The following is a 6,599-nucleotide window of genomic DNA, read 5'->3' as shown; positions in this document are numbered from 1 at the left end:
TCCCGAAGTTGAGGGTAGGTTGCTCACGTGTTACTCACCCGTTCGCCGCTCGTGTACCTCCGAAGAGGCCTTACCGCTCGACTTGCATGTGTTAAGCACGCCGCCAGCGTTCGTCCTGAGCCAGGATCAAACTCTCCGTTGAAAAATATGACAACCAGTCAAAAACTGGGATGTCGACAACTTCAGTTGATCCTTTGAACATCAGAGACAATCAAACTGACTGAATCCAGAAATTACATTCAAAGGAATCCGAACACAGACCATGAAGGCCTATGCACGGGGTAAATGCTAAATTTCGGCATTGACTTTCGGCACGCTGTTGAGTTCTCAAGAATCGGACGCACACCGCAGCCGAACCTTACGGTTCAGGGCTTCCGGGGTAACCCGCCAAACTTTACTGTTCTGTCCGCAGCCGGTCAAATCGGCTACTTTCGTCGCAGTCACCCCGTGTTTCAGCGGCCGATCCGAGTCCGTAGACGCGTTTCAGCTGCGCTTACTTGGAGGGTGGTCAGGAGGTCCGGCCGCTTCCGCGTCCTGCACTCGCTCCCAACAAGAAGAACATTACTGTCATTCACCGCGACGATGCAAATCGGGTCCCCTGGTGAGGTGCCTGACGAGAAAGAGCGTCAGGAGACCAGGCAACCCAGCAGGTCGGCGGCTACCTGCTGACCCGGCCAGCTGCTGAGATCAGCACGGTAGAGGTCGTCCATGCCCTCGACGGCGACACCGACATCGATGCTGACAGCAACCGCACCGCCCTGGGCGAACTCCGCCAGTGGCTCGCCGCCGAGTAGGAGTACCGGATGAAGTCCTACGGTTCAGACGTGTTGTCGATCCTCGACGACCTGACCGACGCGTACGTCGAGGTGTTCACGACCCCACCGTGGGACGGCCCGGACCCGGACGAGACGCGCGCCGCATTCCGCGACCGCCTGACCCGTGATGTCCTCCGTCCAGGCTTCACCGCACTCGTCGAGCACGCCGATGACGGCTCGGTCGACGGCTTCATCACCGGCTGGATCACTCCGAGCCCGTTCCGGACCGACCGCGCGTACGGCAAGGTCGCCTCCAGACTCGGCCCCGAGCAGGTCGACCAGCTGCTGGTCGGCGCCTTCGAGATCGACGAGCTCGGAGTCCGCCGCCAGGCGCGCGGTACCGGTCTGGGTCGACGCCTGCTGGAAGGCCTCACCGCACAGCACCCCCGCTCCTGGCTCCTCACCTGGGACCAGGCCCACGACACCGTCGCCTTCTACCGCCGCGTCGGCTGGCGCGAGCCGACTCCCGTCCGAGGCCACGAGAACGACATCCTCGTCTTCCTGGCACCGACCGACTGACCTAGCGATCGAGGTCAGACTCCCGTACGGCGGCCGCCGCCCGCACCCGTGGATCCGCGGTAGCGGCAACGCGCTGAGCCGCCGCGGGAGTCGGATTGAGACCAGCGCTCATTGCCTTGGTCAACTCGTTGGAGTTGCGCTCGAAGTCGTTCGTTGCCTTCACCACCATGGTGAGGCCCTTGACCACCTGCGGATCAGGCGCCGGGTTCTCGAGGACCTGCTGCAGAGCCGCACGAGCCTCGGTGCGCATCTCGTTCCGGGTCTCCGGGCTCACCAGATGCATCCAGGCGGTCAGCGGCGGAGTCTCCTTCGAGATGTTGAGCGGAGTCTCCTTCCACGGCTCCGAACTACCCGCAGCCAGCACGACCGGAGTCATGCACTCCGGCATGCTGTGCTCCCCACTGGCCACCATGTCCGCGACAGCGAACGCCATCAGGTCCTTGGCCTCATCGAGTTCGAGCCGGTCCTCGTGCACCAGCATCGTCGCCGCCGTCATATAGAGCGTCGAACTGCTCGACCGGCCCCCGACGAACCGGTCCGGCATCGAATTCGTGGCGTCGTAGTACCAGTTCGGGTTGCTCACATCGACCGTCCCCGGCACCGGCAGGTTCGCGTCGTACGGCGCGGGCTCGGGATGCTCAGCCTCCGTGAACATCGCATCGCCACCCAGTCGCCGGTACGGCGGTACGTTCACATCCCACCCGGCTTCGTTGAAGTTCAGCCGGGTCCTCGTCGGCCCGAGTGTCCGCGCGTACCCGCGTTCCGGATCCTCCACGTTGTTGTAGGTATCGCGGATCCGCTCGAACAGAACGTCGTCGACCGCGAGACGCGGCCCGCGGTTCCGCGCCTCCGGAGTACCGGCGCCAGCAACCTGCATACCGACACCCTCGTTCACCCGGGTCCGCCCCTGGTGATAGCCGAACGTCTCGAAGGACGCGTTCCAGTCGCCGGCGTCCTCCCCACCGATCGTCAACAAGCCGGTCGACCGATTCTTCTGCAGCTCAACGGTCGACCCGACAGCCAGCCCGCGATTGCCGACCGGCCCCTCGAGCACCGTCCCGTGCATCGTCAGGTTCCCGGCTCCATCGTCGGCGACCCCGGTCACCCGCATCCGGAGCTCGTCGGCGTCCGCGTGCACCCGGACCACGTGATCGACCCATCCAGCAGCGGCGGAGGCCGTCGTACCGGCGTCGAAGGTGCCTGTATGACGGGAGATCGCCCCGTCGGGCAGCATCGCGTACATGGTGTCGCGCTGGTAGGTGATGCCGAGTTGTTGCTGCGGGTCGTCGCGCGGCGCGCGCTCGCGGGCGGCGGCGATCGCGTTCAGCTCGTCCCGGTTCGTGCCGGTGACCTGATAGCCATCGGCCTGCAGGAACCACACCGGCTGAGTCCGCTCGACCTCGGGCACGAACGCGTCCATCTCGCGCTGGAACGCCTCCCAGCCCGGCCGCCGCTCCGGATTCCCCGCATCCCGGCTCGCCAGCTCGGCCCGCCAGCTGCGCTTCATCACCTGCAGATAGCTCGCAGCCCCGGCGATCTCGGCCGCCTCATCGCTCCCCGGGTGCCGTCCGTACGCGAACTCGGGTTCCTGGCTGCGTTCGAGCGCCGCCAGCCGCTCCGCGGGCGTCTGATGTTGCGCGAGGATCCGCGCGACCGCCGCGTCCTGCATTACGCCTCGTCGACTGCCCGGCGGACCTCGCGCTCGACGTAGTCCCACGCGTAGTTCGCCGCGATCTGGTCGGTGTAGTACTCGGCCAGCGCTTCCTCGGTCAGCTTCCGGACCAGCGCTTCACCCTCCAGTACGGCGAGGTCCGCGCGCCGCGGTTGCAACTTGGCCACCGCGCTCGCGCGAATCGCGTCGTACCGGTCCTGCTCGTTCGCGTACTGCATCTGTGTCACAACCCCTTCCGCGTCCGAGGATTCTAGGCGCGGAAGGGGCTAACGCGTCGGGGTTACGGGACCCAGTGGTTGTGGGTGGCGGTGATCATGACCTGGAGCTGGATGCTGGCGGCGTAGTAGCTGCTGGTGTCGACCGGGGTGGTCAGCATCTTGTTCCACAGTGCGTCCAGCCAGGCCTGGCTGCCGGAATCCGTCATGGCCGGGATCGTGAACGGGGCGAAGAAGGCGGCGTCGCTGCCGGTCTGGATCGCGGTTCCGTTCAGTTTGTAGCCGGTGGCGATGTTGTTCGCGTTACCGCCGGCCTTGGACTTGATCCAGGTGTTGAGCTTGCGGGCCGAGGTGAGGGAGGCGCTGTCGCCGCTGGTGACGGCATCGGCGCCGATCCGCCACGGGTCGCGGCAGGCGTTCCACCAGAACTGGCCGTCGTTCGGGTCTTCCAGGACCTGGCCGGCGGCCGGCTTCGGGCTGGAGTTGGTGTTGATGACGAAGTCGGGCAGCAGGCCGGTGCTTGCCGCGTAGTTGTTCTGCAGGGAGGTGGTCACGCTCTGGTGCTTGGCGCGGATGGTGTCCCAGGCCGAGTCGCCGGTGGCGGTCCGGAAGGCGCGGAAGTGGTCGATCATCCAGTCCGAGGTGCGGGACATGTTCCAGTAGGCGTCGCCGGAGGTGCTCCAGTCGCCGAAGGTCAGCAGGTTGGTGCTCGGGTTCAGCTCACTCGCCTTGATCGCGTTGATGTGCTTGATCGCGAGTTGCTTGTAGTTGTAGGTGCCGCTGCTGCCCCACTGCTTGTCGGCGAGAAGGAGGCCGTAGGCAACGTCCATGTCGCCGTCGGTCGCGCTGTCGGAGCCGTTGACGCTCTGGCAGGAGGTGTTCTGCTCGGCGGCCAGCAGGTCGCCGTTGTTCACCGACGGGTGGGCCAGCATGTACTTGACCAGTCCGTCGAAGATCGTCTTGGCGGCCGGATCGGCACCGGCCATGGTCGCGGTGATGACCATGCCGTAGCCCTGGGCCTCGGCGACGTACGGGTGGTCGGCGTCCGGCGAGATGATCTGGTACCAGCCGTTGCCGCAGTTCTGCTTGACGAAGGCGGCCTTCCACTGCTGGTAGTAGTCGATCACCTTCTGGTCGAGGGTGGCCTGACTTCCCGTCGGCTTGAGGATGCCGGCGGCGTACGGGAACTGATGGCTGCCGAACGGAACGGCCGGTCCTCCCCCACCACCGGATTGCGTGGTCGCGGTGACCGCGTTGCTCGCGGCCGAAAGGTTGCCTGCGGCATCACGTGCCTTGACGGTGTACGTGTAGCTGGTCGACGCCGTACGGCCGGTGTCGGTGAACGTCGTACCGGGGCTGGTGGCGACCTCGGTTCCGTTGCGGTAGACAACGTAACCGGTCACCCCGACGTTGTCCGTCGACGCGTTCCACGCCAGCGAGACACTGCTCGATGTGGTCCCCGTGGCTGCGAGACCGGTCGGCGTACTCGGCGGTGTCGTGTCGCCGGGATCGCTGCCCGTCGTGCCGTAGACCTCGAGATCGAACAGCGAATACCCGTACGCCGTCCCGCGCGCGGTGCCGTGGACGCGAACGTACCGGCCGCTGCCCGACACCGTCAGGTCGTCGACCGCCCCGTTGCCGGTCGTGGTCGAGAAGACGTCGGTCCACCCGGTCGAGCCGTCGGCCGAGGTCTGGATCTTGTACGACTTCCCGTACGCCGCCTCCCAGTTCAGCTTGACCCGCGTGATACTCGCGGTGCTCCCCAGGTCGACCCGGATCCACTCGGGATCATGTCCTTCGACGCTGGCCCACCGGGTGGACGAATTCCCGTCCACGGCCTTGGCCGCCTCGAAACCGCTGCCCTCGATCGAGGAGGCGGTCGTGGGTTTCCCTTGTGACAGCAAGGTCTCGGCGGCCGAGGCGCTCAGGGCGGGTGGAACGAACAAAGCAGAGGCGACAACCGCGGCAGCGGTCAGCCCACGAAGTAGATACGGCATCAGCGGTGTCCTTCGGGCGGAGGAAAGGAGCCTTAACAGTTAGGAAAGTTTCCTAACTGTTGACGAGAAAGTAGAGCCCTCCCCGGCGAAGCGCAAGATGTCGCGCCCGGATCAATCGCTTGTTTCGCAGTTGTCAGTCACTGCCTTTGATTTCTACAGGAGGGTTTTCCAATAGGTCCAGAACTGTTCGGTGATCAGGGTGAGGATGGTGACCGCCCAGATCGCCAGCGGGATCGGGTGATAGCGGGTGAAGCGGTTCAGGTTGTGCAGGGTGACGTACCAGAAGATCGGCACGGTAACGGCCCAGACGGCCATGCAGTAGGGGCAGAGCGCCTGGATGCGGTAGAGGCTCTGGAAGATCAGCCAATGAACGAAGACCACGCCGAGGGTGGTGCCGAGCTGGAGGCCGATCCAGAACCAGCGGCGGAACGCCGCACCCGCAAGGAGTGCGGCGCCGACCGTCGTGACGATGGCGAAACCGGCGATGCCGAGGAGCGGATTGGGGAATCCGAAGACCTCGGCCTGCGGCTTCGTCATCACCGAGCCGCAGGACAGCACCGGGTTGATGCTGCACGACGGCACATACGACGGATCACGCAGCAGCGCGATCTTCTCCACCGTCAGTACGCCGGCCGCCAGCAACCCGATCGCCCCGCCAATCAGCAGGAGCCACGGCAGCAGCCGTGGAAACGGGCTACTTGAGGGCGGCATCGATACTCGCAACCAGGTCCTGCGCGGACTGCGGCTGGAGCTTCTGCCCGTTCAGGAAGAAGGTCGGCGTACCGGTGACACCGAGCGCCTCGCCGTCGGCGACGTCCTTCTTGATCCGCTCGAGGGTCGCCGGGTCCTGATAGGCCTTGTCGTACGCCGTCAGGTCGAGCCCGAGGTCCTTCGCGTACCCGCGGAAGCGCTCGTCGGCCGGGACCTGCTGCTCGCCCCACTCCGACTGGGTCTCGTACATCCTCTGGTACATCTGCTCGAACTTGCCCTGCCCGGCCGCCGCCTCAACGGCACGCGCGGCACGTTCCGCGTTGAAATGCGACGGGATCGGGAAGTACCGCACCACGAAGGTGACCTTGCCCGCATAGTCCTTGCGGAGCTGCTCGACGGCCGGATAGGCCGCGCGGCAGGACTCACATTCGAAATCCAGGAACTCGACAAAGGTCGCTTTGCCGTCTGCCGCCGTACCGAGTTTGTGGCTGTCGGCACGCACGAGCCGGTCGTTCGTGACGTTGGGTGGTTGGGCTTCGGAACCGCCGGAGTTGACTGCCAGCAGTACGCCGACCGCGACGGCGAAGGCCGCGACGATACCGACAGAGATTCGGGCAGGGGTGGATAGCTTCATCTACTGCAACCTCGCTTGAGCTGATGTGATCTGGGA

6 protein-coding genes and 1 rRNA gene are annotated in these 6,599 nt (G+C 65.3%); 1 reads left to right on the top strand and 6 read right to left on the bottom strand.

All coding sequences use genetic code 11. The annotated features are described in order from the left end of the window. Positions 1–142: ribosomal RNA gene (locus tag ABD231_RS41445) — 16S ribosomal RNA — on the bottom strand; the annotation flags it as partial. Between the two features lie 661 nt (positions 143–803). On the opposite strand from ABD231_RS41445, the gene ABD231_RS41440 reads away from it, so the two are divergent. Next, on the top strand, positions 804–1,334 hold the full coding sequence (locus ABD231_RS41440) for a GNAT family N-acetyltransferase (protein WP_344165836.1): 531 nt from the start codon (positions 804–806) through the stop codon (positions 1,332–1,334). A gap of 1 nt (position 1,335) precedes the next feature. On the opposite strand, the gene ABD231_RS41435 is transcribed toward ABD231_RS41440, so the two are convergent. The 5 genes from ABD231_RS41435 to ABD231_RS41415 all read right to left on the bottom strand — a co-directional run bounded on the left by ABD231_RS41435 (position 1,336) and on the right by ABD231_RS41415 (position 6,563). After that, positions 1,336–3,003, bottom strand: a complete 1,668-nt coding sequence (locus ABD231_RS41435) for a hypothetical protein (protein ID WP_344165833.1) — start codon at positions 3,001–3,003, stop codon at positions 1,336–1,338. Further along, a complete protein-coding gene (locus ABD231_RS41430; RefSeq protein WP_344165830.1) occupies positions 3,003–3,233 on the bottom strand; it encodes a hypothetical protein in 231 nt (76 codons plus the stop codon). The genes ABD231_RS41435 and ABD231_RS41430 overlap by 1 nt, the downstream gene beginning before the upstream one ends. 53 nt (positions 3,234–3,286) lie before the next feature. Further along, complete coding sequence (locus ABD231_RS41425) at positions 3,287–5,218, bottom strand: glycosyl hydrolase family 8 (protein WP_344165827.1); 1,932 nt, start codon at positions 5,216–5,218, stop codon at positions 3,287–3,289. A 153-nt stretch (positions 5,219–5,371) separates the two neighbouring features. Then, complete coding sequence (locus ABD231_RS41420) at positions 5,372–5,929, bottom strand: vitamin K epoxide reductase family protein (RefSeq protein ID WP_344165825.1); 558 nt, start codon at positions 5,927–5,929, stop codon at positions 5,372–5,374. Continuing rightward, positions 5,913–6,563, bottom strand: a complete 651-nt coding sequence (locus tag ABD231_RS41415; RefSeq protein ID WP_344165822.1) for a DsbA family protein — start codon at positions 6,561–6,563, stop codon at positions 5,913–5,915. Before ABD231_RS41415 ends, ABD231_RS41420 begins: the two co-directional genes overlap by 17 nt. Positions 6,564–6,599: the final 36 nt, after the last annotated feature.

The sequence above is a fragment of the Kribbella yunnanensis genome, from assembly GCF_039529655.1.
Classification (GTDB): Bacteria; Actinomycetota; Actinomycetes; order Propionibacteriales; family Kribbellaceae; genus Kribbella; species Kribbella yunnanensis.
The sequence above is the reverse complement of the archived record's forward strand: the minus strand, read 5'-3'. Positions and strand labels throughout refer to the sequence as shown.

Excerpts from the sequence above, each read along its gene's own strand:
- ABD231_RS41440 (WP_344165836.1), top strand. The coding sequence starts at position 804 with ATGAAGTCCTACGGTTCAGACGTGTTGTCGATCCTCGACGACCTGACC.
- ABD231_RS41435 (WP_344165833.1), bottom strand. The coding sequence starts at position 3,003 with ATGCAGGACGCGGCGGTCGCGCGGATCCTCGCGCAACATCAGACGCCC.
- ABD231_RS41425 (WP_344165827.1), bottom strand. The coding sequence starts at position 5,218 with ATGCCGTATCTACTTCGTGGGCTGACCGCTGCCGCGGTTGTCGCCTCT.
- ABD231_RS41420 (WP_344165825.1), bottom strand. The coding sequence starts at position 5,929 with ATGCCGCCCTCAAGTAGCCCGTTTCCACGGCTGCTGCCGTGGCTCCTG.
- ABD231_RS41415 (WP_344165822.1), bottom strand. The coding sequence starts at position 6,563 with ATGAAGCTATCCACCCCTGCCCGAATCTCTGTCGGTATCGTCGCGGCC.